Below are 25,074 nucleotides of genomic sequence, written 5' to 3' on the forward strand. Positions count from 1 at the left end.
TTAAACGAGTTACTCTTAAGGGTAGCTCTTTTTTAATAACATTTTTTTGAAATCTTAATACAATCTTAATACTCAGATTATTAGGCTGTGCTATACTGAAAAAAAGAAGGTGTGTTATGGCTCAAAAAGTAGGGAAATTGAAAATCTTTCTAGGGTATGCTGCAGGGGTAGGAAAAACCTACGCCATGCTTGAATCTGCACACCAACTAAAGAATAATCATGTCGATGTTGTTATTGGTTATATTGAACCTCATTTACGACCTGAAACTTCAGCACTATGCAACGGATTAGAGACTATTGACAATATAATAATTGATTACAAAGGACTGAAACTTCAAGAGTTTAACCTGGAGAAAACACTTACTCGAAACCCAGACATTGTTTTGGTTGATGAGTTGGCACATACAAATTGTCCCGGGAGTCGCCATGTCAAACGATATCAGGACATCGAAGAGTTACTTCATAATGGTATTGATGTATATACGACTGTGAATATTCAGCATATTGAAAGTCTCAATGATATTGTAGAAGCCCTAACGGGCGTAGTTGTGAACGAAAGAATTCCTGATTTTGTCTTTGAGAAAGCGGATACTGTTGAACTTATTGATATTGATCCTTTAGATTTAATTGAGAGGCTTAAGCAAGGGAAAGTATACCAAGAGACACAAGCCAATCATGCTTTAAATCATTTCTTTACGGAAGAAACCTTGATATCCTTAAGAGAAATAGCACTTCGCAAAACTGCAGATAAAATTACGGAACGAAGAACCAGTGAGTTTGGATATTATCGTGATGGTAATGTTGCGATTAAAGAACATATCATGGTTTGTATATCTGCTTCTCCCAGTAATGCGAAAGTAATTCGTAATGCTTCCAGAATGGTAGACGCGTTCCATGCTGAGTTTACAGCTATTTATGTCATTGATGAAGATACTGACACTCCCAATGATATGAGTCAAGGGTTGAAAGACAATATCCAACTTGCTGCAGATTTGGGTGCAGTGATAACACCCTTATATGGTAGTGATATTGCGCAACAAATATCTGATTACGCAACACTGAGTCATGTTTCTAAAATAGTGTTGGGCAAATCGACATCGCGGAAATTGAAGGCGTTATTTGAAGTGCCACTAATTGAACGAATTATTGAGTCAACATCGGGAGTCGATGTGTATGTCATTCCCGATACAGTACCCACTAAGAAAAGAAATTTAAACTTTAGACACGAACATTACAAACCCAATTTACGAGATCTTGGAATTTTAATTGCGTTTATTGCAATTGCAACAGGTTTGGGACTCTTGTTTGAATTTTGGGGCTTTAGTGAAGCGAATATTATTACACTCTATATTCTAGCTGTGTTATTTATTTCGGTGTTAACACCAAATCGACTTACAGCAATCTTAGCGTCGATCTCAAGTGTACTCGTATTTAACTATTTCTTCACCGACCCTAAGTTTACATTAAATGCGTATGATAGTGGTTATCCGGTTACGTTTTTAATCATGTTTATCGCATCATTTATCACAGGATCTTTAGTATTAAAACTAAGAGTAAATGATATCACTCATGTTGAAAAAGCTTACCGTACTGAAGTTCTATTGGAAACCAGTCTTAAACTTCAAAAAGCTCAAACCCAAGAAATGATTGTTTATGAAATGGGTCATCAAATTAAGAATATGCTTAAGCGAAGTGTTGTCATCTATGTTCCGATTGAAGACGTCTTAGTTCCAACTGTATTCTCAGATGATACCCCGGATACAATCTACGAAACCTTGTTATCGCAACAAGAAGTTGCAATTGCGAGTTGGGTTTATCAAAACAATCGAAAAGCAGGTTTTGGAACACGGACACTATCCAATGCATCGTGTATTTATTATGCAATTCGAAGTCATGGAAACCCCGTTGCTGTCATCGGGATCAATGTTGATGCGGAATGGAACTTAGAAGATCGCACATTGATTCTTTTAATTTTAAATGAGTTTGGTTTAGCGCTTGAGACTCAAGCATTGAATGAACAACAAGTGGATTCAAACCTTCAAATTCAAAGAGAACAGTTACGATCAAATATCTTAAGAACTATTTCTCATGATTTAAGAACACCACTAACCAGTATTTCAGGAAATGCGTGGAATCTTTTGAATCAAACTCTTGATGAAGCACAAAGAAATGAAATGACTCAAGATATTCTTGATGATTCATTGTGGCTAACCAATCTTGTAGAAAATATTTTATCAATGACACGAATTGATCATGAAGGGTCGATTCTTAACTGTGAGGCGCAAATATTTGATGATATTGTAGAAGAAGCCATTCGTAGAATTCAAGAACGAAATAAGAATCGTACCATCACATTTGATAAGCCCGACTCAATTGCATTGGTCTTTGTGGATGCGAAATTAATGCTCCAGCTTATGGTAAATCTTCTCGACAATGCTATAAAATATTCGCCTGAAGACTGTGAAATCGAAGTGGTCATTAAAGAATCCGAAGACTCACTTACGGTTAAAGTGATTGACTCGGGATTAGGAATTCCTGATGAGGATAAAGATAAGATTTTTGATATGTTTTATACTCGTGAAAAAGTTGGTGGTGATTACTATCGTGGTATCGGTCTGGGGCTTTACTTGTGTCAAGAAATACTAAAAGCTCATGGTTCGTATCTCCAAGTTTTCGATCATCATCCAGTGGGAAGCGTTTTTGAATTTTCATTACAAAAAATGGAAGGGGTAGATTATGTCTAAGCATACAATTTTAGTGATTGAAGATGATGTGAAAGTAAGAAAGTTTATTGTTTCAACGTTAGAATATAATGACTATCATGTGATTGAATCGGGAACGGGTCAGCATGGTATCACACTCATGAATGCAAATAATCCTGACCTAATCCTTCTTGATTTAGGCTTGCCAGATTTGGATGGTATTGAAGTCATTAAGGTGATCAGAAGTTATCTAAACATACCTATCATTATTTTAAGTGCTCGAACCGAAGACAATGATAAAGTTGTGGCGCTTGATTTAGGTGCTGATGATTATCTTACTAAACCATTTAGTGTGGATGAGCTTTTAGCACGTCTTAGAGCCAATTTAAGACGCAGCCAAAATCAAAGTAGTGAACAAGTTCTTAGCAACGGGAAGCTCGTTATGGATCCTTCGTTAGGGGTAGCATGGTTAAATCAACAAGAGTTGCATTTGACTCCAATTGAATTCAAATTACTTGAACTCTTTATGATGAATCAAGATAAAGTTCTTTCATATAATACGATACTCAAAGCGGTTTGGGGCTATTATTCTGATAACATTCCAGCACTTCGAGTCTTTGTGACGACGCTTCGAAGAAAACTTGAAAAATATGACGAAGACCATAATTATATTCAAACCCATGTGGGTGTTGGATATCGAATGATAAAAATTGAAGGCTAAAGGCCTTCTTTTTTAATCTTAATACCCTCTTAATACTCTGGGTGCTAAAATGAGCCCATTGAAAGAAGGAATTACAATGATTATATTGGGAATTATTGTCGCAGGTATCTTGGGCTATTTGTTTTATGCCCTAGTAAATCCTGATAAATTATAGGAGTCGTTAAATATGGTTTATTTATTTTTATTTGTTATTTTAGGGTCCCTCGCGATCGTTGGAATGGGCCATTATCTTGCGCGAATGATTCAATACAAACCACTTTGGGGTGATCGAATTATTAAACCTGTTGAGAACAGACTGTTTTCATTCTTTGGGTTTTCACGCTCTGAAATGGGATGGAAGCAATACTTTAGTTCAATCTTGGTATTTAATCTCATCATTGGTTTGTTTGGGATTTTAATTCTTATGACGCAAGGTTTATATACATCCAGTCCTAACATGCCCTGGCATCTTGCTTTAAATACGGTCATCAGTTTTATGACGAATACTAACCTACAACATTATGCAGGGGAAATTCAAATGTCGGAGTTTGCTCAGATGTTTGTGATTATTTCCCATATGTTTAGTTCGGCAGCAACGGGAATTGCGGTTGGTATGGCATTTACGAGAGGGTTCACAGGATCGAGTCACAAACTGGGAAACTTTTACAAAGACCTCATTCAAATTATTATAAGAGTCTTACTCCCAGTTTCATTTATTATTTCAATTGTTTTAATGTGGCAAGGCGTACCTCAAGTCATGAATAACACTTTAGTATTCACTTCAAGTAGTGGCGTTGAAACAAGCATACCTTTAGGTCCAATAGCTTCTTTTGAAGCCATCAAACATCTTGGAACTAATGGTGGTGGTTATTATGCAGCAAACTCTTCCATGCCATTTGAAAATCCAACATTAATTTCAAATCTCGTTCAAATGTTGTCGATGATTACGATCCCAGGTGGCTTTGTGGTTGCCTTTGGTCTCTGTGCTAAAAAGGATCGAAAACAAGGATTTAGAAAAAATGAAGCATTACCGTTACTCGTCATTTCGTCTATCTTATTCTTTATCGGTATTCTTGTCATGATAAAGATGGAAAGCAGAAGTCCTATTTTAGAATCATTAGGAATCTTAAATCCCTTAAACTTAGAGGGTAAAGAATTACGTTTTGGTATTTTAAATTCAACATTATTCACCGGAGTATCGACGTCTTTTACAACAGGTTCTGTAAACTCGATGATAGATAGTTATACGCCACTTGGGGGCATGGTTCCACTTGCGTTTATGATGTTGAATATGGTGTTTGGAGGCGATGGAGTGGGTCTTCTTAATATGATGATGTATGTAATTCTTACTGTATTTATATGCGGACTCATGGTTGGAAGAACACCAGAATATCTCAGTAAAAAGATTGAGAGTTATGAAATGAAACGTGTAGCTCTCGTAATTTTAATTCATCCGATACTCATTCTTGGTTTCACTGCTTTATCAGTAATACTTTTAAAGGGTCACGGGTCCATGAACTCTCATGGACTTACACAAATGCTTTATGAATACACTTCGGCTGCAGCAAACAATGGATCAGGATTTGAGGGTTTGATGGATGGGACATTATTTTGGAATCTTTCAACTGCCATCGTTATGTTTGTGGGACGTTTCTTACCCATACTGCTTCAACTTCAAATTGCACAATCACTTTGGAAAAAACAAGCAGTTGTTGAATCATCAGGAACGCTTAAAACAAACACACCTTTATTCACGGTTGCTTTAGGTGTCATCATTATTGTAATATCCGCTTTAACATTTTTCCCAGCTTTAATGCTAGGACCCATTACAGAATCATTAATAGGACTTGGTATATAATATGAAAAAAAATAAAGAATCAATTAAAATTGTTGCGATAAAACAAAGTTTTCTTAAATTTGATGTCCGTAGCATGATTAAAAATCCTGTCATGTTCGTCGTCGAAATTGGTTTGTTTTTAAGCTTTTTACTGACTGTAAATCCGAATCTATTTGGCGCGGAATTAGCTTCGGGAAGGGGCCTCAATGCACTGGTGTCGTTGATACTTTTTATAACGATTCTATTTGCAAACTACGCTGAAGCACTTGCAGAAGGTCGTGGTAAAGCACAAGCAAGTTCTTTAAGACAAACAAAAAAGGACATGATTGCCAGACGTGTCTTAGCAGATGGAAACATCGAAGAAGTATCTGCACAAGACTTAAAGCGCGGTGATATTGTTTCTGTGCAGGCGGGTGAAGTCATTCCTAATGATGGTGAAGTACTTGAAGGCGTTGCGACTGTTGATGAATCGGCTATTACGGGAGAATCTGCGCCAGTTGTGAAAGAAGCTGGTGGGGACTTCAGTTCGGTGACAGGTGGTACATTTGTTACCAGTGATAAGTTAATAATTCGAATTGAAGCTGATCCTGGATCATCGTTTCTAGATAAAATGATTTCTATGGTTGAAGGTGCGTCACGTAAGAAAACACCAAATGAAATAGCACTAAGCACGCTATTAGTAAGTTTAACTATTATTTTTGTAGTCGTAGTGGTGAGTCTTCATCCCATCTCAGGAAGTTTGGGAATTAAGATACCAATATCCATTCTTATTGCACTTACAGTATGTTTAATTCCTACCACAATCGGCGGGCTGTTGTCGGCCATTGGAATCGCAGGAATGGATCGTGTGACACGTTTCAACGTTATCGCAATGTCGGGTAAAGCAGTTGAAGCATGTGGTGATGTCGATGTGATGATGCTTGATAAAACAGGAACAATTACTTATGGAAACCGTTTAGCCAATGAATTTTTTCCCGTCAAAGGTGTCGCTTATGAACACCTGGTAACAAGTGCTGTCAAAGCATCACTCTTAGATTTAACACCGGAAGGGAAATCCATTGTGAATCTCGCTAAAGATAAAGGAATTGAGGTATTACAAGACGGAGTTGATGCTTCGAAATTTATAGAATTTACGGCTCAAACTCGAATGAGTGGCATGGAAATGGACGGAACACTAATTCAAAAAGGTGCTTCAGATGCTGTGAAAAAATATGTCGGTCATTTAGGTGGTGTAATTCCAGTTGATACTGATGCAATTGTGGAATCCATTTCTAAACTCGGTGGTACGCCTCTTGTAGTTTGTGAAGGTAATGTAATTCTGGGAGTTATTTACCTTAAAGATACAATTAAAGAAGGTCTCATTGAAAGGTTTGAACGCCTTCGTGCTATGGGAATTAAAACCATTATGTGTACTGGAGATAATCCTTTAACCGCTGCAACGATTGCGCAAGAAGCTGGTGTTGATGGTTTCATTGCGGAATGTAAACCCGAAGATAAGATTAATGAAATTAAAAAAGAACAAGCACTGGGTAAAGTTGTAGCAATGACCGGAGATGGAACCAATGATGCGCCTGCACTTGCACAAGCTGATGTTGGTATCGCGATGAACTCGGGTACGATAGCTGCAAAAGAAGCAGCCAATATGGTCGATTTGGATTCTGATCCAACTAAGATTTTAGATGTTGTGGAAATTGGAAAACAATTACTAATGACTCGAGGTGCCTTGACGACATTCAGTATTGCGAATGATGTTGCAAAATACTTTGCAGTCCTACCAGCACTTTTTATTATTGCGATTCCCCAAATGAATCAATTGAATATTATGAATCTACAAACACCAAGTTCCGCAATTATATCTGCCTTGATCTTTAATGCAATTATTATCCCCTTATTGATTCCTGTTGCTATGAAGGGGGTAAAGTATCGACCTGATAGTTCGAATTCGATCTTAAAAAGAAATTTATTGGTATATGGATTGGGTGGTGTAATTACCCCATTTATCTTAATTAAGCTTATCGATATGGTTGTAGCACCACTGCTCTCGATATTAGGAATTTAGGAGTCTAAGATGAAAAAAATATTGAAAATTGTGATTGCAGGATTGTGTTTTATAGTCGTTACGGGTGGTATTTATCCTTTACTTTCTACTGGTGTTGGTGCGCTTATATTTCCGCAGCAAGCAAAGGGCAGTCCTATTGTTCATCAGGACACTATTAAGGGCTCGAAATTATTAGGTCAACACTTTACAAAAATGGATGAATTCTGGGGAAGACCATCAGCATCAGATTATATTGGGAAACCTAGTGGATCTTCCAATGATGCAATTATGTCCAAGGAATATAAACAAAAAGTTGAAGCAAGAATTGAAAAACTGCTCCGTGCACATCCCAATCGAAAAGTAGAAGAAATACCAACAGATTTGGTAACTGAGAGCGGATCCGGATTTGATCCTCACATTAGCTATGAAGCGATACGCTTTCAAAAAGAACGTGTTATGCAAAACTTAGATATTTCTGAGTCTGAATTAGATCAGGCAATAGAGGCATCCTATGAAGGAACCCTTATTAACGTAACTACTTTAAATTCATTAATTAAGAAATAATAAAAAGGGCCTCCCAAGAATAGCTTGGGAGGCCCTTAAATGTGTAAGTGGTTTAGGCTTGTTTCGGGTGTTTCCATTTATCTTTAACTGTCTGAATAAAACCTAATAGTTTTTTATTTGTTTTCCAATAGGCAATCAAGTGAATACTTGTTCCTAAGAACACAAGTCCTGATAAGATATTGATTACGGTACCAAAGTTCTTGGAGACACTAAAGTAGATGATGGCTGAGAGAACCCATTGAATGTGATATAAAATGGTAGCATGATCCTTAACTTTCTGAGTCACAGCTTCGAGAATGAAGATGAGAACTAAGAAGAATATCGAGAGTGATGCATTCGCAAGGGGAACTTGGAGGAATCGATATGTGAGTAGATTTACTTTAGTGTGAACAAAGTTATTAATCATTGAACCTGCATCGATTTCTGTGATTCCAAATTGATCAGTAAGCATGCTACCATTGATTTCTTTAGGGAAAGATACCCCAATCATATTAAGTGGTTTTGTAATTTTCTCTGGAACATTAAGATGAACAAGACCGTCTGCAGTAGGTTTCAAGTTAATAACATAATCAACTTTTAAATTTTGCTCAACTGTTTTAACATAATTGTTGGCAAAGATGAGGGATGTTGCGAGTAGGCTAAAGATAATAACAACGACAATAGACCCACTATGAATCAGGCGTTTCGCTGCTTTATGAGAAAACAACTGACTTAGGTTAAAGCGATTCAAATTTCTAAGACGATAAAGCAAGACAAACGACAATATTAACTGAATCACAAACATGCAGCGTACTAAAGTATTCTTAAGTTCAAACAAACTTGAATCAATGTGGTGCGTCAAGATGAGATTGTTGTTGACAGTTAATAGTATAGAACCTTGAATAATAATTAAAAGTAGTGCAGTTAGAAATGCATGATCATGTTTCATGATATAACGTTTCATGATAATAATTATTATTTCAAAGAAGAGAAGAGGGATGAAGAAGTAAAGAATATCAACCATCATAAGAGGTTTGAATGCTTGTTCAAAGAGGACATTGAAATTCACAATATTCATCGATTTCACATAATAGTAGGCCATATTCCCAACATAAGGAATCCTACCGAATAGTAATTCAATGAGTCGATAAAAAAGTGTCGAATTCGAAAATAATAAAAATCCTGTTAGGGCACTACTTACAATAATAATAATCACGGATGTCAGTGAGAATAACTGAGAGGTGATCTTGAGATGTTTTTCGTTAAGAGGGATATCTTTCTTCATAATTTATCTCGCTTTCTATGCATTCTAGCTTATAGTTTAATTATAAGTTATTTCAAAAGTAAAAGAAATGAAATCCTTTTCAATTTACAATCGACACTGGGAGTTTAGTAGGAATGAATTTGTAATAATGATATAATTGCTAAAGAGAATGGAGACTAAATATGAACAATATTATCCTAACATCATCCTTTGTGGATGTCGCAAACCATCTAAAATCAAATCGAATTTTAGTGATGGGTGATATCAAAAAAATTGCATTTATTGCTACGGCATCTGAAGTTGAACCTGTTGATTTTTATGTTGATGAAGCAAGAACATGGTTTAGAGATCAAGGATGTGAACTGATTGAAATTCATTTACGTGACATGAATCTTGATGAAATTACAGAAAATCTTGAAATGAGTGATCTTATCTACGTTTCAGGAGGCAATACATTTTATCTTCTTCAAGAATTGAAAAATTCAAAAGTCGATAGATTGTTAGTCGATCAAATTCATCGAGGGAAACGTTACATTGGTGAATCTGCTGGATCTATCATTTTAGCGCCATCGATTGACTACGTAACACTTATGGATGATGTGAATCAAGCGTTGGAACTTAAAAACTATGATGCTCTGAATATTCTTGATTTTTACCCGGTGCCACATAAAGATAATGATCCCTTTGTGGAAGCTGTTGACGAAATCCGTCTTAACTATGAAACGGAACGTGATGTCAAAGCGTTTTCTAATAATGAAGTTATCATTGTAAACGATGGGCACTTTGAGAAGGTAAGTTATTAATTTATGAATTTAGGTAAACATCAATCTTTCGTCATGCGTCAATATCAACGTGATGATCTTGAAAGTATTGTCAACTTATTTTACGAAACCGTTCATTCTGTTAATTCTAAAGATTACACTGAGGAACAATGTGATGTTTGGGCAGACGGTAATCCGGATGTGTATGCTTGGCATCAGAGCTTAAGCCGAAATTATACACTTGTTGTTTATGATGGCACGACTCTTGTGGGATTTGGAGATTGTGATGATACAGGCTATTTAGATCGGTTGTTTGTCCACAAAGATTATCAAGGATACAAAATTGCATCTCGAATCTGCGATGAACTCGAGCAGAATTGTCCCTATTCAATCACTACTCATGCTTCGATAACAGCGCAACCTTTTTTTGAAAAACGAGGTTATCAGGTTGTGTCAGAGAATGTGGTAGAACGCAATGGTATTAAACTTAGCAATACGCTCATGAAGAAGATAAAGGAGATTTGAAATGATTGTAATCATAACTGGGGCATCCCACACAGGAAAAACGGCACTGGCTCAAAAGTTCTTGGAAGCATACCACTATCCCGTTTTATCCATAGATTTACTCAAAATGGGATTGATCCGCAGTCGTCAAACAGAACTCACTCCTGATGATGACCTCGAACTCGAATATTATCTATGGCCAATTGTTTCCGAGATGATAAAAACAGCAATCGAAAATAATCAAAATCTTATTGTTGAAGGATGTTATATACCGGCACGTTGGTACACGTCATTTACAGAAGAATACTTAAAACATATTCATAGTTATTGTCTTGTAATGAGTCAAGATTATATTAAAGGGAATTTTGACAGTATTAAGGAGTTTGCATCTGTTATTGAATCGCGATTGGATGATTCCTGGTGTACTCTTGAGTCAACGCTTACTGAAAACGCAGCGTATGAGAATGCATTCGTGGAATCAAAATATCAAAAAGTAATTTACATTGATACAGATTATGATGTATCAAATTGCTTGGAGGATTTCAATGATGATTCGAAAACTTAATAAAAAAGATTATGAAGGTAAAAGCTATGATGTTACATACACAACAGATTCATACTATGATGTGGAATTGTTGGAAGATGTCTTTTGGGGTGTGACTCTCGTGAAGAAATCATTTGATGGAATCCAACAAAAAGAATTCTCGGGTGAATGGTTTGCAAAACATCTAGAAAATCCAGTGTTGTTTGGTCTCGAAGTCGAAGGGGTGCTTGTGGGGTTCATTCAGATTGGTGAAGAATCTTGGCATCAACGCATGCGAATTAGTGATATTATCATAGATGAACGGTATCGCCATAAGGGTTATGGGAGCAAGCTTATTCAGCATGTTATAAACTATGTTAAAAACGAACCCATAAGAGAACTCGTGTTGGAAGTGCAATCATGTAATGTTAAAGCCATTAATATGTATCAAAAAAATGGATTTGATATTAAAGGGCTCGATATGACACATTACACAAATCATGATATTGAGAATCACGAGGTTCGCTTGGAAATGATGATGAGTATAGATCAAGGGTGAGATAAGGTGTATTACTTTTTTAATAAACATAAAATATTAAGAACAATACTTGATTGGATAGTTCTATTTGTTATCGGATTTTCAATCATGACACTCTTATCAAACGTAGAAATGCAAACGGGTTGGTTTGCACCTGTGTATATCAATGTATTTGTAATTTGCATTTTTGCGTATGTGGAACTTATTCATGAACCTAAAGAAAATCGCATGGATCTTGAAAACTGGATGAATAACATTCGATGGATTAATGGTATCAGTTTAGGGTTGCATACTACGGTCGGTTTTTCAAAAAAAGCATCTTTTGATGTCATCATCCCACCAATTTGGGATCAAAGTAGAAGTATGATTATTTTTACTTTAGCACTTTATCTTTTTATGATAATCGTTCCGACGCTTGTGATTGAAATAAGGAAACGTCGGTAGTATAAAAAAATTTAGTTTATATTGCACAGTTAATAGACAGGAGAAGTTACTATGAATAAAGATAATCTAATTGAATTTTTAATCGAGGCAAAGAAAAATACTTATGCATCAAGTACTGGAAAAGTATCGAGTAGTCGACCTAATTCCTATGATTTAGAATTCAATTTAGGAGAACTGAAATATATTGATAGTTATTTAGGCACACATTTATTTACGGGTGAAGAAGCTATTTGGAATGAATTAAAACCGGTTTGGTCTATGAACTATACCGGAAGAGTACTTAATGAAGATAAGTTTTCAAGTGACTTCTTGAAAAAATCGTTGATGGAACCAACATGTCTCTATCCATATAGAGGAAAACCTATATTCAAAGATGGTGAATATACCTATGTTATGGAAGTCACTGGAGATTTTTCATGGTTTGTGGGAAGAGAGGTTATCTTTTTTAAAGATGAACTAATTTATGAATTGAATTTTCATGGTGGTCTCGTTTTGGATAAACACTTTGACTAAATTAATATTATCATATAAAAAACGTAGATTTGAACGAATCGTGATGTGGTGGTGCGAGCGATTGGAATGACTGATGATTATAATTTCATTGCAAACACGCTTGTTTTGTGATAGATTATTGATATATTCGTTGAACATGATTAAATAAATTAAAAAAGCGTAGAGAAGTGCTGGTTGGTGAAAAGTGCTGATTTTTGATTTATGGGACACATGGGAGAAGCTATCTTGAATAGAGTAGAGACTAGCCGTTGCTCGCGTTAAGAGTTTGAGTATAAAACAAAGGTGGTACCACGCTTTTAGCGTCCTTGGTAGCACCTTTTATGTTATTTTGAAGGAGGAATAGTGATGAGTTATAGAGCACCAAGAGGAACTCAAGATGTCTTGGGTGAAGAAGTCAAAAAATGGCAAGAAGTTGAAAAATTAGCAAGAGAGATTTGTGAACGTTATCATATTTCGGAACTTCGAACACCTATTTTCGAACATACAGAAGTATTTGCTCGTGGGAATGATGCGAGTGATATGGTTAATAAAGAAATGTATACCTTTATGGACCGTGGTGAGCGATCACTAACTTTAAAACCTGAAGGAACAGCGGGGCTGGTTCGTGCATTTGTAGAACACAAATTATATGCTAACCCAAGTTCGGTTCAACGTTTCTTTTATTTCTCACCAAATTTCAGATATGAAAGACCGCAAAAGGGAAGAATGCGTATTTTCCACCAATTTGGTGTTGAATTCTTCGGAGAAGCCAATCCTTATCTGGATTTAGAATCTATTATGGTTGGTCTTAATCTTTTAGATGAGATTGGTGTTCACAAGTACAAACTTGTGATTAATACATTGGGAGATGCTGAGAGTCAAGCGGCATATAAAGTGGCTTTAAAAGAACACTTTAAACCACATCTAGATACGCTATGCTCGGATTGTCAGAGACGTTACGAACAGAATCCGTTGCGCATGTTGGATTGTAAAGTTGATCATGATCATGAAGCAATGAAAACAGCGCCCATTAATTTGGATTACCTTAACGAAGAGTCACAAACATATTTTGAAACTTTGAAGAAAACTCTTGATGAACAAAATATTCCTTACGAAGTAGATCCTAGAATGGTTCGTGGGCTTGATTACTATACACACACAGTTTATGAGGTTATTTCAACGGATGAAAATGCGGCAGCTCAATCTACGATCTTTGCAGGAGGCCGTTACAGCCACATGGTGGAATACTTTGGTGGACCACAAACAGATGCAGTTGGCTTTGCTGTTGGGATTGAACGTCTGTTGATTTATGCAGAGCTTGCGGGTGTTAAGTTTGATACCGGAGAACATGTTGATGTCTTTGCAATGCCAATGGGGCAAGAGTCCAATATGCAATTGTTTAAGTTGATTACAGAACTTCGTAAAGCAGGATTCTGTGCAGATATGGATTATGAAAACAAGTCTATGAAAGCACAATTCAAAATGGTAGATCGTACAAATGCTAAGATTGCCATGATTTCAGGTGGTAATGAACTTGAGCAAGGTGTCGTTAATTTGAAGAATATTGAAACTCAAGAACAGGTAACTGTAAGCTATGAGGATGTCGTTGGACAAGTTAGAAAGTGGTTAGGTAAATAATATGAATCGTACACATCATAATGGAATATTAAGAATGGAACATGTAGGGCAGGAAGTTGAACTTGTAGGTTGGGTTGCGAAACGTCGTAACTTTGGTTCAATCAACTTTATTGATCTTCGTGACCGTAGTGGTATTGTTCAATTGGTAGTCAATCATGATGAATATCCAATTGTTCAAGAATTGAAAAATGAATATGTTGTATCCGTAAAAGGTCTTGTTCGTGAACGTCAAGATAAAAATGCGAAACTTGCAACTGGTGATATCGAAGTTGATGTTAAGGAAGTAACGATCATTAACAAGGCGGCTCAAACACCGATGATTATCGCTGACGAAACGGATGCTCTTGAAGATACTCGTTTAAAATATCGTTACTTAGATCTCAGAAGACCGGTAATGCAAGAACGTTTAATTAAACGTGCAGCAATCGTGAGTGAAATGCGTAAAACTTTGGATAACATGGGATTCATTGATGTTGAAACACCAATGCTTACAAAATCTACACCTGAAGGAGCACGAGAATATCTTGTACCATCACGTGTTCATGAAGGAGAATTCTACGCGTTAGCGCAATCACCACAAATCTTTAAACAACTCTTAATGATCGGTGGCATGGAACGTTATTATCAAGTTGCACGTTGTTTCCGTGATGAGGATTTACGTGCTGACCGTCAATTGGACTTTACTCAAGTTGATATTGAGGCATCATTTTTAGACCAAAATCAATTCATGGATATTATTGAAACAATCGTTGATGACGTTATGATCAACGTTATGCATGAAGAAAAACATGAAATTCCAAAAATTAAATTTGTAGATGCACTTAATTATTATGGAAGTGATAAACCAGACTTAAGATTTGAAATGAAATTAATTGACTTTGCACCTATCTTTGCTCAAAGTGAATTCAAAGTGTTTAGTGACACATTGGAAAATGGTGGCGTTCTTAAAGGGCTAGTTCTTAAGGGACATGCTGAAACACTGACCCGTAAAGTTACAGATAAATATACTGATTTAGTTAAAAAATATGGTTTAAAAGGACTTGTTGCTCTTAAATACGAAGAAGCAGGCTTCTCAGGAAGTGCAGCTAAATTCATTTCTGAAGCAGAACAAGCACAAATGGTAGAAACATTAGGACTTGAATTTGGTGATGCAATCTTTATCGGTAGTGGTGAATGGGAACTTACATGTACTGCTATTGGTGCACTTCGTCTCCAATTAGCAAAAGATTACAATCTCATCCCAGAAAATAAATTTGCATATTGCTGGGTTGTTGATTTCCCAATGTTTGAAATGGAAGATGGTGTCATCATTGCGCGTCACCACCCATTTACAGCACCTGTACAAGAACATGTTGCGTTCCTTGATGAAAGACCTCTCGATGTAATTGCTCAGGCCTATGACCTTGTTCTTAATGGATTCGAAGTAGCTGGTGGATCCATGAGAATATATCAACAAGAACTCCAAGAAAAAATGTTTGAAATTATTGGCTTCACTCCAGAAGAAATTCAACGTCGCTTTGGATTCTTCGTCGATGCATTCAAGTATGGTACTCCGCCACATGGTGGAATTGCATTCGGACTTGACCGTTACGCAATGGCATTAACTCACTCCGAAACAATCCGTGACGTTATTGCATTCCCTAAAAATGCATCAGCACGTTGTCCATTGACAAATGCACCATCTCCAGCTGTTGATAAACAATTGAAAGAACTTCATCTTGAAATTGTGAAAAGCAGTCACGAGGAATAAAAATTAAAAGTGGTTCACGCCACTTTTTTTGTTGGTTAAAATAGACAATGATATACTATTAATAGAGAACCATGTCGAGGATTGGGTTTTAATAGAGACAATAGGAAAAGGAGGGAAATAATGATAATTTTAGAATATAGCGAAGAAAGAGACTTTGACCGCGTTGAACTTTTATACCGTGACGCTCAATGGATGATCTATCTTGAAGATATTGAGAGACTAAGAAGAGCCTATCAGAATTCGTTGATTGCGTTTGTGGCTTATGACCGTGAAAAATTAGTGGGCGTCGTTCGTGCGGTGGGAGATGGTGAAACAATTCTATACATACAAGATATCATCGTTCATTCTTCGTCCCAAAGGAAAAATATCGGGTCGAAGCTTATCCTTCAGTTACTTGAAAAGTACTCGCACATCCGTCAAATTATACTGCTGACGGAAAATGAAACTAAGACAATTGGATTCTATGATTCGTTAGGCTTTAAGGATGTAGATGGCCTTAATTGTGTTGCATTTGCAAAAATCAAATAATTTACAGAGTACATTACTGGCAATCTATCATCTACAAGTGTAGACTATAGATAAGGAAGGTGACACTATGGAACACAATCACGATGAAATGAAACATAATCACAACGAAATGAAGCATCATGAAGAACACAATCACGAACATCATGATCACAATCATCATAACCATGAAATGATGGAACATGAGCATCATGGAAATCATAATGATACGGATCATTCTCATATGGATCATTCGATGCATGGTATGGGTAATTTGAAGAGAAAGTTTTTTGTTTCTTTAATTTTCGCAATTCCAATCATGTTCATATCACCAATGATGGGAATAACACTGCCATTCCAGATATCATTTAAATATTCAGAATGGGTAGTCTTGATTCTTTCAACAATCTTATTCTTTTATGGAGGAATGCCGTTCTTAAAAGGAGCGAAAATGGAACTGAAAATGAAAAATCCAGGTATGATGACCTTAATTTCATTGGGAATTACAGTTGCATACGGATATTCTATTTATGCCTTTGTGATGAATCATTTAGTGCAAAGTTCTGTTCATGTTATGGATTTCTTTTGGGAACTTGCGAGCTTAATTGCAATCATGCTCTTAGGACACTGGGTTGAAATGAATGCGGTAAGTGATGCAGGAAACGCATTAGAAAAAATGGCGTCTCTATTACCGAAGGATGCACGTGTTGTGCGCGAAGATGGTACATTTGAAACCATTCCGCTTACTGAAGTAAAAATTGGTGATGTCGTTCAAGTTAGCGCAGGACAAACAATTCCGGCAGATGGTCATGTCATCAAGGGAAATAGTACCGTCAATGAATCAATGATCACTGGTGAATCACTTGGTGTTAAGAAAGATGTGGATGACAAAGTAATTGGTGGATCTACGAATGGTAACGGTACATTACTTGTTGAGGTTGATGGTACTGGAGAATCAGGATACTTGTCACAAGTAATGACGCTGGTTTCGGATGCTCAAAAAGATAAATCTAAAAATGAATTGCTTTCAAATAAGGTTGCGCAATACTTATTCTATATTGCTTTGTTTGTCGGACTCTTAACTTTCATTATCTGGTTTAGTGTTACCCGCGACAGCAATATTGCTCTTGAAAGATTGGTAACTGTATTAATTATTGCGTGTCCTCATGCATTGGGTCTTGCGATTCCGCTTGTTGTTGCACGCTCAACTTCTATCGCTGCGAAAAATGGTTTGTTGATTCGTAATCGTGAATCCTTTGAAAATGCACATAAAGTAGATATGGTACTTATGGATAAGACGGGAACACTTACTTATGGTAATTTTGAACTTAATCATTATGATTCAATGGATGAAGTATTCACTGATGAAGATGTTCTTAGCATCTTTGCTTCACTGGAACAAGGATCGTCTCATCCACTTGCAGTCGGGATATTGAAAAAGGCTGAGGCATTGAATCTTGACATTGCCCATGCTGATGGTATTGAAACAATTCCGGGAGTGGGAATGAAAGGTGTCTTAAATCAAGAAGAATACCTTATTGTGAATGAGAAGTATCTTATTGAAAATCAATTTTCATATGATAAAGACCGTGTCGAGCGTTTAGCAAAACAAGGGAACTCAATGAGTTTCTTGATAAGAAATAAAGATGTCATCGGAGTGGTTGCTCAAGGTGATAAAATCAAAGAAGCATCTTATGAATTAATTAAAACATTAAAATCAATGGATGTAGAACCTGTTATGTTAACGGGAGACAATGAGCATTTTGCGAAAATGGTTGCTCAGGAATTGGGCATTAAACGCTATTATGCGGAGTTGAAACCAGAAGATAAGGAATCGATAGTTCGTAAACTACAATCAGAAGGAAAACGGGTTATGATGGTTGGGGATGGTGTTAATGATGCTCCAGCACTTGCTCGTGCTAATGTTGGCGTCGCAATCGGTGCTGGAACCGAAGTGGTGATTGATTCTGCGGATGTTATTCTTGTGAAAAGTGATCCTAAAGATATTCTTAATCTCTTACGACTCAGTAAGAAGACGTCTCGTAAGGTGATTGAAAACTTATGGTGGGGAGCAGGATATAATTTCATTGCAATTCCCTTGGCAGCTGGTATCTTAGCACCAATAGGAATTCTTCTAACGCCAGCAGTTGGTGCGGTATTCATGTCATTAAGTACTGTGATTGTAGCAATCAATGCCATGTTACTTAAACTTGATTAGTTAATAAGGAGTTCAATAGAACTCCTTATTGGTATGACATTATCTTTAATTAACTATCAAAAGTAGTAGAGTTATATAAAGAGCGAAAAATGGATAAGAGTGAGATAAGTTAGTCATAAAACCTTGACGTGAGGGTATGGTGATGCTATAATATGCGAGCAATAAGAAAGTAGAAGCACATTCTCACCTGATGGCTGTCGGTCATAGGTAAAAGCTTAGGTCTAATTTTTAAAACCTTTGAGTGTGTTCGATACGTGCACACTTTTTTATTGTTATTACGAAAAACACCAAGGGAGGTGAATACTATTAGTAGAAGAATGAATCAAGATAACCGTAAAGGTCCAGAGGATTTAATTAATGAAGCAATCCGTTTCAAAGAAGTTCTTGTTATTGGATCTGAAGGAGAACAACTCGGGATTCTTATGCGTCGCGAAGCGTTGGAAAAAGCTGCAGAAGCAAACCAAGATTTAGTTTGTGTTGCTCCAAATGCAAATCCACCTGTATGTAAAATAATGGACTACGGTCGTTATCGTTATGAACAACAGAAAAAAGCTAAGGAAGCTAAGAAGAACCAACACGTTACTCAAATTAAACCCCTACGTTTATCACCAGTTATTGATCAACATGACTTTGATACAAAGTTACGTCATGCTCGTAAATGGTTAGCAGAGGGAACAAAAGTTAAAATTGATATGCGTTTTAGAGGTCGTATGATGACTCGTATCGATGTCGGACGTAAAACAATGGCACGCTTTATTGAGGAATGTAATGATTTAGGTTCAGTTGAAAAAGCACCTAAACTTGAAGGAAACACAATGTCAGTTGTGATTTCACCAAACAAGAAATAACTGAAGGAGGGCCTTGTAATGCCTAAAATGAAAACAAAACGTACTTTAGCTAAACGTGTAAAACGTACTGGCTCAGGTCAATTAAAGAGACAACAAGCATATGTAAGTCACTTTGCTCGTCATAAAACAACAAAACAAAATCGTCAATTACGTAAAGCTACTCTCGTATCGAAGAGTGACTACAAACGTATTAAACATTTACTACAAGATTAAGGAGGGTGTTTTAAATGCCAAGATCAACAAATTCAGTCGCATCACGTGCGCGTCGTAAAAAAACATTAAAATTAGCAAAAGGTTATTATGGGTCAAAACACGTTCTTTATCGTACAGCTAATGAACAAGTTATGCGTTCACAACGTTATGCATTCCGTGACCGTAAACAATTAAAACGTGAAATGCGTAAACTATGGATTACACGTATCAATGCTGCTGCTCGTCAAAATGATATGACATATAGCACATTAATGCATGGTCTACGTTTAGCAAATATCGACATTAACCGTAAAATGCTTTCAGAAATTGCAATTCACGATCCAAAAGGATTTGCAACTTTAGCAAGCAAAGCTCAAAAAGCTTTAGAAAAATAGTGTATGTCGATCGATGCTCGTCATGTTTTAAATGAACTGCTTGTTGATATCTTTAATCAAATCCTTGTGATTGAAGAAAGATATCATCGTGTTCATGGTGTAAAAATATCCATGACCGAAGTTCATACGCTCGAAGGCATTCAAAAAAGTGAAACGAAAATGATGAGCGATGTCGCTGCTCATTTGAGAATCACTCAGGGAACTCTGACTACGACGATTAATCGTCTCAGCCATAAGGGTTATGTCTATCGTGAACAAGATGCTCAAGATCGTCGGATATACAGATTAGGACTCACTGAAAAAGGTGTTGAAGTTATGCGGATTCATGATCAATTCCATGAGGAAATGATTGACCAATTACTCCTTCATCTTGATGATAATGAGAATCTTATTCAGTCTGTTGACCAAATTAATAAGTTCTTTAAAGACTTATATGATATTTAAGCAAGAAGTTAATTGTCAAGAACCAAGTAAAGTAGACAGTTAATAAAAGCAGTGCTCTTTAAGGTATGTATTCCTAAATTCAATAGGAGTCATACCTTTTAATTTTTCTTGTGGTCGATCATTGTTATACCACCCTATGTACTCATGAACTTGCTGGGTTAATGCTTGCTCGTTAGTAGGTACATTTAACTCCAAAGACTCACTTTTCAAATGCGAGAAGAAATTTTCGCAACATGCATTATCGTAGCAATTAGCCTTACGGGAGTGTGATATCGTAACTCCTAACGAATCTAATTTCTCCATGTATTGGCGATTTGTATATTGAAACCCCTGATCAGAGTGCAAGATACATTCATATGTTGAATCCCACTCCGAAGTAAATACTAAATCTAAATTATCAAATACTAGTTTATTATCATTAAATTTTGATACTGTATATGCTAGAATTGAATTATCATAAAGATCCTTAATGACGCTTATGAATAAGCGACCTTCTTTATGATAGATGTAACTGACATCAGTTACCAATTTATGTAAAGGTCGATTGGCCTTAAACTGTCTGGCAAGAACGTTGTAGTGAACGTTTCTTGCCTTTTCATTTATTTCTTTTTGCGTACAACTCTCAAATCGTTTCTTGCGTATTGGAGATTTTAGTCCTAGTATTTGCATGTAACGCAATACTGTTTTTCGATTAACGACCACTCCAAATTTTCGTTTTAGTTGATATGTAATATATCTATATCCTTTAAAAGTTTCTTTGAAGATTTCCTCTATTTTACAGGCAAGCCATTCATCCCAACATTTGTAAAGAGGTTTTCCATTTTCAAGCCAACTATAAAATGATGCTCTTGATATATTGAAGTATTGGCATAACTCACTAACTGTGTAATCAATCCTAAGTTGGTCAATTGTTGTGTACATTAGCGCTCTTCGTAATCCCGAAGGAGCGCATTTAACTTTTTTAGAATATCATTCTCCATTCTAAGATAATGATTTTGTTCTTCTAAAGACATATCATCTAACCTAATAACTTTCGGTCTTCCAGTCGCTTTTTTACCTCTCATATCAATGCCTAATGAGGAAGGATCTTCATTGTACTTCTTAATCCAACTACGAATTTGAGCGTTTGATTTAAGTTCATATTTTTTTACAAGTTGATCAAGACCACCGCTTTTTCCACTTAAATAGTCTTCAACTACTTTTATCTTGAATTCAACTGTGTATTTATTATTAATTCTCCCTGTTTTTCCCATAAGAAAAGAACCTCCTAAAATAGATTTTCCCATGCTTTTCTTCATGTGTCTATTTTAATTGGTTCTCTTCAAATTTCTTGCTTTTTATATACCAAAAAGAAACGTAGCGAAACGTTTCTTTTATTTAATATATAGAAGTTGCGAGATATTTGGATCTGTAAAGAGTTCCGTAAGACGCTGATACTTCAATTGTGCAATTTCTTGATAGATAGGAAGGGGCGACGATTCAAACATCATCATTGCCCACTCGCACCATAAGGTATGATGCGCGATTTCAAAGAGTTCAAGTCTTTGATAGTCAACTTCTGTAAGAGACCTTTGGAAATAGATATCATAAAATTGAGCGCGCAAATGTACATCCTGAATGTCGTTTTCAGTAATAAATGACATGATGTCAAAGAATGGGTCATTATCCATGGCATACTCATAATCAATTAAGTAGTCTTTATTATCAGTGAATAAAAGGTTTCCTGCCACAAGGTCATTGTGACAAAGAATGTGATTGGACGAAATTTCAGCTGCGTGTTTTAGATAATCGAAAGCAAAAGAAGTATCATAAATTGGATTAGTGATACGATTTTTATAATCATCAAATTTTTTAAGTAAGTCAAAATGAATTCCCGAAGTGAGATTTTGTTGATGTAAGGTTTTAATCAAGATTGCGGCTCTTTCGAGGTACTGTGGTGAAAAAGTGTCATGATTGCCGATGTACTCATTAATTTTAATGCCGGATTTTGAATTGAAATAAACAAGTGGTGTATCGAGATGTGTATGTTCTAACATCTTTAAAACTTTTTGTTCATGTGCATAATTAAAAAGTCCGTGATTTTCAATTCGAGGAATACGAATGACAACATTGTGGTTTTGTGTGATAACATGATAATTGTCATTTGTGAGTCCTGTTTTGATATATTCAATGGACAGAGGCTTTTCATTTAATATTTCATTAATAGTTCGTTCTATTTTCATAGAACAATTATAGCATAAGTGATATAATTTCATAGACCCAGGAGGTTAGTATGAAACTTATTGTAGCAAGTCATAATAAAGGGAAGATAAATGAGTTCAAGGCATTGCTTGAACCGTTGGGATATGAAATACTGAGTGCATCGATGCTCGACATCGACATGTCTGGTGTTGTAGAAGATGGATTAACTTTCGCTGATAATGCGAGAATTAAAACAAAATTCCTCTCTGACATCACAGGGATGGCTGTAGTAGCGGATGATTCAGGGTTATGTATCGAATCACTTCCAGATATCTTAGGTGTTCACTCAGCGCGTTTTATGGGTGAAGATACGGATTACCAAATTAAAAACAACGAAGTCTTACGTCTCTTAAAAGATAAAGAGAATCGTAATGCTTATTTCCACTCGTCAATTTCGTTATACGGTCTTGGCGTTGATGAAATTTTTGAAGGGGATGTGCATGGCGTCATTGCCGATGCAATTCAAGGTGAAGGTGGATTCGGATACGACCCAATCTTTGTGCCCAATGGCTATGATCAAAGCTTTGGTACCATGGATTCTGATTTAAAGAATAAAATATCTCACCGTGCAATAGCACTTAAACAATTTATAGAATATATGAAGGAAAACTCATGAGAAGACGACTGTACTTATTAGCAATGATACTCTTTATTTTCGCAACCTTAATCACAACTGTTTTTGTAGCGTCATTTAATCCTCGCTACTATACAAAAATGTATGACGAGCTTGCTGTATCAGAAACAATCGGAGTCTCTGACGAAGAATTGAAAGATGTTACGATAACACTTTTCCGTTACATTAAAGGAAAACAACCGTCACTTGATCACGAAGTAACGATTAATGGTCAACGTGTTGAAATGTTCAATGAACGTGAAAAAGCTCATATGGTTGATGTTAAGAACCTCTACTTAAAGGCGCGATTCATTCGGGATATCAGTATGATTTTTGTTGCTGTGATGCTTGTAATAAGCTTGGGGACAGGTGATTACTTAGATTACAACCTCAATAAAAAAATTGTGAAAGAATCACTCTTGATTGTATCAGTTGTGATTATCACAGTTGGTGTTATGGCTGTACTTGATTTCACAACATTCTGGATAACGTTCCACAAACTTGTGTTTACCAATGATCTGTGGCTCTTAGATCCCGCAACAGATCGAATGATATCAATGGTTCCAGAACCTGTGTTCATGGGACTTGTGTATCGTATTCTCGTGATGGTTCTTGCGGAATTCGCGGTTCTCACACTGGCATACTTTGGATTAGATTGGATGGATAAGAAAAATGATTCACGTCGTACTATATCAGCCTGAAATACCACAAAACACCGGTAATATCATGCGTACTTGTGCAGCAAGTGGCGCAACATTGCATTTGATTGAACCCCTTGGCTTCATTTTGGATGAGAAACGTGTTAAACGAAGCGTTATGGATTATACTGATCAACTCGTTTTAAAAAGACACGACGATTGGGAATCGTTTTTACAAGAGGAAAAAGGTGCGTTATTCTTTCTAACCCGCTATGGTGATCATCCTCACAGTGATTTTGACTTTGCGTCACTTGACGAAGATATCTATCTCGTCTTTGGAAAAGAGAGTACCGGTATTCCTAAAGAAATTCTAAAAGAAAATATTGAACGTTGTTTTAGAATACCGATGGCTCCAGATGCTCGTAGCATGAACTTATCGAATACGGTTGCGATTACAGTGTTCGAGGTTCTACGTCAAAAAAACTATGAAGGGTTATCGATGCAAGAAGTTCAAAAAGGAAGTGACTTTTTGAGAAACTGGACCCCTGATGAAAATCAATAAGGAATCACAAACAAAGCTCATCTATTATTCGTGGATGTTCTATGCAATTTGTATGTGGTTTTCTTACCTTGTTTTTAATGCGAGAGTCGTACAAATTACTGAAGTGGAAGATGCCCTGAAAATATTCATGGAGGAACCACTTTTTGTCTTAAAGGTTGTCTCGTTGTATCTTGACTATAAATTTCAACCGTTTCAACTGGCAATCAAAATTATCCAATTAGTACCACTACCACTTTATATCCTATTTTTCTTGTGGGTGACTTCTTTTTGGAAATCACGAATCTTACTCAATATTATTGGAAACATAATTGCATTCATATCTTTAAATATTCTATTTCTAGGATCGGTAATTCTTGCAACGAATTCACTCAGTATTCCTGCCGCAACACAAATTATTCATACCGCATCGTGGATTTCAATTGTTATTTCTTTTGGAATGTTAATATGGATGTTGGTACGAATGACTTTGAATCTATGCGAGTTCGTTGAAGTAAAAAAGTAAATTAACTATAATAATGACAATGAGGTGACATAATGATAGAAAATATTAATGACTTTTTAAGTGTTATTGCGCTTGTCGCAATCGTGATAGGTACTATTTTTGGTGCTGTGAAGATGAATCGCGCCTTCAAAAAAGATGATAGCGACGATTACTATAGAGATCTTCTCTAATTGAGGTGAGATA

The 25,074-nt window shown here is 36.3% G+C and carries 29 protein-coding genes; 25 read left to right on the forward strand and 4 right to left on the reverse strand.

What is annotated here, in order from left to right:
- Positions 1-116 precede the first annotated feature (116 nt).
- The 6 genes from H9L01_RS07345 to H9L01_RS07370 are packed head-to-tail and all read left to right on the forward strand — an operon-like array spanning position 117 to position 7,841.
- Positions 117-2,744 (forward strand): sensor histidine kinase, encoded by a 2,628-nt coding sequence (locus tag H9L01_RS07345; RefSeq protein WP_187533313.1) that lies wholly within the window; start codon positions 117-119, stop codon positions 2,742-2,744.
- Entirely contained in the window at positions 2,737-3,423 is a 687-nt protein-coding gene (locus tag H9L01_RS07350) for a response regulator transcription factor (protein WP_187533314.1), read from the forward strand. The genes H9L01_RS07345 and H9L01_RS07350 overlap by 8 nt, the downstream gene beginning before the upstream one ends.
- Before the next feature lie 49 nt (positions 3,424-3,472).
- A complete protein-coding gene (kdpF, locus tag H9L01_RS07355; RefSeq protein ID WP_223151013.1) occupies positions 3,473-3,577 on the forward strand; it encodes a K(+)-transporting ATPase subunit F in 105 nt (34 codons plus the stop codon).
- A gap of 12 nt (positions 3,578-3,589) precedes the next feature.
- Complete coding sequence (gene kdpA, locus H9L01_RS07360) at positions 3,590-5,260, forward strand: potassium-transporting ATPase subunit KdpA (RefSeq protein ID WP_187533315.1); 1,671 nt, start codon at positions 3,590-3,592, stop codon at positions 5,258-5,260.
- A 1-nt stretch (position 5,261) separates the two neighbouring features.
- Positions 5,262-7,298 (forward strand): potassium-transporting ATPase subunit KdpB, encoded by a 2,037-nt coding sequence (gene kdpB, locus H9L01_RS07365; protein ID WP_187533316.1) that lies wholly within the window; start codon positions 5,262-5,264, stop codon positions 7,296-7,298.
- A 9-nt stretch (positions 7,299-7,307) separates the two neighbouring features.
- Positions 7,308-7,841, forward strand: coding sequence for a potassium-transporting ATPase subunit C (locus tag H9L01_RS07370; protein WP_187533317.1), 534 nt, complete (start codon positions 7,308-7,310; stop codon positions 7,839-7,841).
- Between the two features lie 52 nt (positions 7,842-7,893).
- Here the strand turns inward: H9L01_RS07370 and H9L01_RS07375 are convergent, their stop codons facing one another.
- Entirely contained in the window at positions 7,894-9,105 is a 1,212-nt protein-coding gene (locus H9L01_RS07375; RefSeq protein ID WP_187533318.1) for a hypothetical protein, read from the reverse strand.
- Between the two features lie 161 nt (positions 9,106-9,266).
- On the opposite strand from H9L01_RS07375, the gene H9L01_RS07380 reads away from it, so the two are divergent.
- The 14 genes from H9L01_RS07380 (at position 9,267) to H9L01_RS07445 (ending at position 20,335) form a co-directional block, all read left to right on the forward strand.
- Positions 9,267-9,887 (forward strand): Type 1 glutamine amidotransferase-like domain-containing protein, encoded by a 621-nt coding sequence (locus H9L01_RS07380; RefSeq protein ID WP_187533319.1) that lies wholly within the window; start codon positions 9,267-9,269, stop codon positions 9,885-9,887.
- Between the two features lie 3 nt (positions 9,888-9,890).
- Complete coding sequence (locus H9L01_RS07385; protein WP_187533320.1) at positions 9,891-10,370, forward strand: GNAT family N-acetyltransferase; 480 nt, start codon at positions 9,891-9,893, stop codon at positions 10,368-10,370.
- Between the two features lies 1 nt (position 10,371).
- The gene (locus tag H9L01_RS07390) at positions 10,372-10,914 is read left to right on the forward strand and encodes an ATP-binding protein (protein WP_187533321.1); all 543 of its coding nucleotides are present in this window, start codon (positions 10,372-10,374) and stop codon (positions 10,912-10,914) included.
- A complete protein-coding gene (locus H9L01_RS07395) occupies positions 10,895-11,431 on the forward strand; it encodes a GNAT family N-acetyltransferase (protein ID WP_187533322.1) in 537 nt (178 codons plus the stop codon). Before H9L01_RS07390 ends, H9L01_RS07395 begins: the two co-directional genes overlap by 20 nt.
- A 6-nt stretch (positions 11,432-11,437) precedes the next feature.
- Positions 11,438-11,854 carry a hypothetical protein gene (locus tag H9L01_RS07400; RefSeq protein WP_187533323.1) on the forward strand — a complete coding sequence of 139 codons (417 nt, stop codon included), beginning with the start codon at positions 11,438-11,440 and terminating at the stop codon, positions 11,852-11,854.
- 51 nt (positions 11,855-11,905) lie between these two features.
- Positions 11,906-12,367 (forward strand): DUF5680 domain-containing protein, encoded by a 462-nt coding sequence (locus H9L01_RS07405; protein ID WP_187533324.1) that lies wholly within the window; start codon positions 11,906-11,908, stop codon positions 12,365-12,367.
- Between the two features lie 339 nt (positions 12,368-12,706).
- On the forward strand, positions 12,707-13,984 hold the full coding sequence (gene hisS / locus H9L01_RS07410; RefSeq protein WP_223151061.1) for a histidine--tRNA ligase: 1,278 nt from the start codon (positions 12,707-12,709) through the stop codon (positions 13,982-13,984).
- A 1-nt stretch (position 13,985) separates the two neighbouring features.
- The gene (aspS, locus tag H9L01_RS07415; protein WP_187533326.1) at positions 13,986-15,734 is read left to right on the forward strand and encodes an aspartate--tRNA ligase; all 1,749 of its coding nucleotides are present in this window, start codon (positions 13,986-13,988) and stop codon (positions 15,732-15,734) included.
- 120 nt (positions 15,735-15,854) lie between these two features.
- A complete protein-coding gene (locus tag H9L01_RS07420; protein WP_187533327.1) occupies positions 15,855-16,262 on the forward strand; it encodes a GNAT family N-acetyltransferase in 408 nt (135 codons plus the stop codon).
- Between the two features lie 67 nt (positions 16,263-16,329).
- Positions 16,330-18,456, forward strand: coding sequence for a heavy metal translocating P-type ATPase (locus H9L01_RS07425; RefSeq protein WP_223151014.1), 2,127 nt, complete (start codon positions 16,330-16,332; stop codon positions 18,454-18,456).
- A 317-nt stretch (positions 18,457-18,773) separates the two neighbouring features.
- Positions 18,774-19,304, forward strand: coding sequence for a translation initiation factor IF-3 (gene infC / locus H9L01_RS07430; RefSeq protein WP_187533328.1), 531 nt, complete (start codon positions 18,774-18,776; stop codon positions 19,302-19,304).
- A gap of 18 nt (positions 19,305-19,322) precedes the next feature.
- Positions 19,323-19,517 carry a 50S ribosomal protein L35 gene (gene rpmI / locus H9L01_RS07435; RefSeq protein WP_187533329.1) on the forward strand — a complete coding sequence of 65 codons (195 nt, stop codon included), beginning with the start codon at positions 19,323-19,325 and terminating at the stop codon, positions 19,515-19,517.
- 14 nt (positions 19,518-19,531) lie between these two features.
- Positions 19,532-19,891, forward strand: a complete 360-nt coding sequence (rplT, locus tag H9L01_RS07440; protein WP_187533330.1) for a 50S ribosomal protein L20 — start codon at positions 19,532-19,534, stop codon at positions 19,889-19,891.
- A gap of 3 nt (positions 19,892-19,894) precedes the next feature.
- Positions 19,895-20,335: a MarR family winged helix-turn-helix transcriptional regulator gene (locus H9L01_RS07445; RefSeq protein WP_187533331.1), complete on the forward strand. Its 441-nt coding sequence runs from the start codon at positions 19,895-19,897 to the stop codon at positions 20,333-20,335.
- Positions 20,336-20,374: 39 nt separating this feature from the next.
- On the opposite strand, the gene H9L01_RS07450 is transcribed toward H9L01_RS07445, so the two are convergent.
- From H9L01_RS07450 to H9L01_RS07460, 3 genes are all read right to left on the reverse strand, one after another.
- Positions 20,375-21,256 carry an IS3 family transposase gene (locus tag H9L01_RS07450; RefSeq protein ID WP_187533332.1) on the reverse strand — a complete coding sequence of 294 codons (882 nt, stop codon included), beginning with the start codon at positions 21,254-21,256 and terminating at the stop codon, positions 20,375-20,377.
- Positions 21,256-21,633, reverse strand: a complete 378-nt coding sequence (locus H9L01_RS07455) for a helix-turn-helix domain-containing protein (RefSeq protein ID WP_223151008.1) — start codon at positions 21,631-21,633, stop codon at positions 21,256-21,258. The genes H9L01_RS07450 and H9L01_RS07455 overlap by 1 nt, the downstream gene beginning before the upstream one ends.
- A 75-nt stretch (positions 21,634-21,708) precedes the next feature.
- On the reverse strand, positions 21,709-22,557 hold the full coding sequence (locus tag H9L01_RS07460; protein ID WP_187533333.1) for a choline kinase family protein: 849 nt from the start codon (positions 22,555-22,557) through the stop codon (positions 21,709-21,711).
- A 50-nt stretch (positions 22,558-22,607) separates the two neighbouring features.
- On the opposite strand from H9L01_RS07460, the gene rdgB reads away from it, so the two are divergent.
- Genes rdgB through H9L01_RS07485 form a run of 5 tightly spaced genes read left to right on the forward strand, consistent with a single transcriptional unit; the run spans position 22,608 to position 25,061 of the window.
- Complete coding sequence (rdgB, locus tag H9L01_RS07465; protein ID WP_187533334.1) at positions 22,608-23,192, forward strand: RdgB/HAM1 family non-canonical purine NTP pyrophosphatase; 585 nt, start codon at positions 22,608-22,610, stop codon at positions 23,190-23,192.
- On the forward strand, positions 23,189-23,890 hold the full coding sequence (locus tag H9L01_RS07470) for a TIGR01906 family membrane protein (RefSeq protein ID WP_187533335.1): 702 nt from the start codon (positions 23,189-23,191) through the stop codon (positions 23,888-23,890). Before rdgB ends, H9L01_RS07470 begins: the two co-directional genes overlap by 4 nt.
- On the forward strand, positions 23,862-24,389 hold the full coding sequence (trmL, locus tag H9L01_RS07475; protein ID WP_187533336.1) for a tRNA (uridine(34)/cytosine(34)/5-carboxymethylaminomethyluridine(34)-2'-O)-methyltransferase TrmL: 528 nt from the start codon (positions 23,862-23,864) through the stop codon (positions 24,387-24,389). Before H9L01_RS07470 ends, trmL begins: the two co-directional genes overlap by 29 nt.
- Positions 24,376-24,891 carry a hypothetical protein gene (locus tag H9L01_RS07480; RefSeq protein ID WP_187533337.1) on the forward strand — a complete coding sequence of 172 codons (516 nt, stop codon included), beginning with the start codon at positions 24,376-24,378 and terminating at the stop codon, positions 24,889-24,891. Before trmL ends, H9L01_RS07480 begins: the two co-directional genes overlap by 14 nt.
- Before the next feature lie 32 nt (positions 24,892-24,923).
- A complete protein-coding gene (locus H9L01_RS07485; RefSeq protein ID WP_187533338.1) occupies positions 24,924-25,061 on the forward strand; it encodes a mechanosensitive ion channel protein MscL in 138 nt (45 codons plus the stop codon).
- Positions 25,062-25,074: the final 13 nt, after the last annotated feature.

Source organism: Erysipelothrix inopinata, from assembly GCF_014396165.1.
GTDB classification, from domain to species: Bacteria; Bacillota_I; Bacilli_A; order Erysipelotrichales; family Erysipelotrichaceae; genus Erysipelothrix; species Erysipelothrix inopinata.

Coding starts and splice junctions, on each gene's coding strand:
- H9L01_RS07345 (WP_187533313.1), top strand. CDS start 117: ATGGCTCAAAAAGTAGGGAAATTGAAAATCTTTCTAGGGTATGCTGCA.
- H9L01_RS07350 (WP_187533314.1), top strand. CDS start 2,737: ATGTCTAAGCATACAATTTTAGTGATTGAAGATGATGTGAAAGTAAGA.
- kdpF (WP_223151013.1), top strand. CDS start 3,473: ATGAGCCCATTGAAAGAAGGAATTACAATGATTATATTGGGAATTATT.
- kdpA (WP_187533315.1), top strand. CDS start 3,590: ATGGTTTATTTATTTTTATTTGTTATTTTAGGGTCCCTCGCGATCGTT.
- kdpB (WP_187533316.1), top strand. CDS start 5,262: ATGAAAAAAAATAAAGAATCAATTAAAATTGTTGCGATAAAACAAAGT.
- H9L01_RS07370 (WP_187533317.1), top strand. CDS start 7,308: ATGAAAAAAATATTGAAAATTGTGATTGCAGGATTGTGTTTTATAGTC.
- H9L01_RS07375 (WP_187533318.1), bottom strand. CDS start 9,105: ATGAAGAAAGATATCCCTCTTAACGAAAAACATCTCAAGATCACCTCT.
- H9L01_RS07380 (WP_187533319.1), top strand. CDS start 9,267: ATGAACAATATTATCCTAACATCATCCTTTGTGGATGTCGCAAACCAT.
- H9L01_RS07385 (WP_187533320.1), top strand. CDS start 9,891: ATGAATTTAGGTAAACATCAATCTTTCGTCATGCGTCAATATCAACGT.
- H9L01_RS07390 (WP_187533321.1), top strand. CDS start 10,372: ATGATTGTAATCATAACTGGGGCATCCCACACAGGAAAAACGGCACTG.
- H9L01_RS07395 (WP_187533322.1), top strand. CDS start 10,895: ATGATGATTCGAAAACTTAATAAAAAAGATTATGAAGGTAAAAGCTAT.
- H9L01_RS07405 (WP_187533324.1), top strand. CDS start 11,906: ATGAATAAAGATAATCTAATTGAATTTTTAATCGAGGCAAAGAAAAAT.
- aspS (WP_187533326.1), top strand. CDS start 13,986: ATGAATCGTACACATCATAATGGAATATTAAGAATGGAACATGTAGGG.
- H9L01_RS07420 (WP_187533327.1), top strand. CDS start 15,855: ATGATAATTTTAGAATATAGCGAAGAAAGAGACTTTGACCGCGTTGAA.
- H9L01_RS07425 (WP_223151014.1), top strand. CDS start 16,330: ATGGAACACAATCACGATGAAATGAAACATAATCACAACGAAATGAAG.
- infC (WP_187533328.1), top strand. CDS start 18,774: ATGAATCAAGATAACCGTAAAGGTCCAGAGGATTTAATTAATGAAGCA.
- rpmI (WP_187533329.1), top strand. CDS start 19,323: ATGCCTAAAATGAAAACAAAACGTACTTTAGCTAAACGTGTAAAACGT.
- rplT (WP_187533330.1), top strand. CDS start 19,532: ATGCCAAGATCAACAAATTCAGTCGCATCACGTGCGCGTCGTAAAAAA.
- H9L01_RS07445 (WP_187533331.1), top strand. CDS start 19,895: ATGTCGATCGATGCTCGTCATGTTTTAAATGAACTGCTTGTTGATATC.
- H9L01_RS07450 (WP_187533332.1), bottom strand. CDS start 21,256: ATGTACACAACAATTGACCAACTTAGGATTGATTACACAGTTAGTGAG.
- H9L01_RS07455 (WP_223151008.1), bottom strand. CDS start 21,633: ATGAAGAAAAGCATGGGAAAATCTATTTTAGGAGGTTCTTTTCTTATG.
- H9L01_RS07460 (WP_187533333.1), bottom strand. CDS start 22,557: ATGAAAATAGAACGAACTATTAATGAAATATTAAATGAAAAGCCTCTG.
- rdgB (WP_187533334.1), top strand. CDS start 22,608: ATGAAACTTATTGTAGCAAGTCATAATAAAGGGAAGATAAATGAGTTC.
- H9L01_RS07470 (WP_187533335.1), top strand. CDS start 23,189: ATGAGAAGACGACTGTACTTATTAGCAATGATACTCTTTATTTTCGCA.
- trmL (WP_187533336.1), top strand. CDS start 23,862: ATGATTCACGTCGTACTATATCAGCCTGAAATACCACAAAACACCGGT.
- H9L01_RS07480 (WP_187533337.1), top strand. CDS start 24,376: ATGAAAATCAATAAGGAATCACAAACAAAGCTCATCTATTATTCGTGG.
- H9L01_RS07485 (WP_187533338.1), top strand. CDS start 24,924: ATGATAGAAAATATTAATGACTTTTTAAGTGTTATTGCGCTTGTCGCA.